We start from the raw sequence: 877 nt of genomic DNA, 5'->3' as shown, positions 1-877 counted from the left end.
TGACCTGCTCCCCATTGATTAATACACCGCGATGTTAGTAATGTCTTCATAAGCCACATGAGGACATCCCCATGAAGAAGCGATTTTCCGACGAACAGATCATCAGTATTCTCCGCGAGGCAGAAGCCGGGGTTTCGGCCCGGGAACTCTGCCGTAAGCATGCTATTTCAGACGCCACCTTTTACACCTGGCGCAGGAAGTTTGGCGGCATGGAAGTCCCCGAAGTGAAGCGGCTCAAGTCACTTGAAGAGGAGAACGCCCGCCTTAAGAAGCTGCTCGCTGAAGCCATGCTGGATAAGGAGGCGCTTCAGGTGGCTCTGGGCCGAAAGTTCTGACGACGGACCAGAAGCGGGAAGCCGTGGAAGCCATGTGTGAGACAACGGGTCTGTCGCAACGCCGTGCCTGCAGGCTGGCCGGTCTGTCACTTTCAACCTGCCGTTATTCGGCTCAGCGCCCGGCTGCTGACGCGCAGCTGTCTTTACGTATCACAGAGCTGGCACTTGAACGCCGCCGATTTGGTTACCGCCGCATCTGGCAGTTATTGCGTCGGGAGGGCTTTCACGTCAACCACAAGCGGGTTTACCGCATCTATCACCTTAACGGTCTGGGTGTAAAACGCAGGCGGCGCCGTAAGGGGCTGGCGACTGAACGGCTTCCGCTTCTTCGCCCGGATGCGCCGAACCTGACATGGTCGATGGATTTTGTCATGGATTCACTTGCCAGCGGCCGCCGGATTAAGTGCCTGACCTGCGTAGATGATTTCACGAAGGAGTGCCTGACGATCACCACGGCATTCGGGATTACAGGCGTTCAGGTGACACGTATTCTGGACAGCATTGCGCAGTTTCGTGGCTATCCTGCAACGATAAGAACCGAT

1 pseudogene is annotated in these 877 nt (G+C 56.3%); it reads left to right on the top strand.

What is annotated here, in order from left to right:
* Positions 1–71: 71 nt before the first annotated feature.
* Positions 72–877 (top strand): annotated as a pseudogene (locus ACPXSQ_RS22965) (IS3 family transposase); the annotation flags it as partial.

Source organism: Pantoea sp. EEL5 (genome assembly GCF_049892805.1).
In the GTDB taxonomy this organism is placed as follows: domain Bacteria; phylum Pseudomonadota; class Gammaproteobacteria; order Enterobacterales; family Enterobacteriaceae; genus Pantoea; species Pantoea ananatis.
The sequence above is the reverse complement of the archived record's forward strand: the minus strand, read 5'-3'. Positions and strand labels throughout refer to the sequence as shown.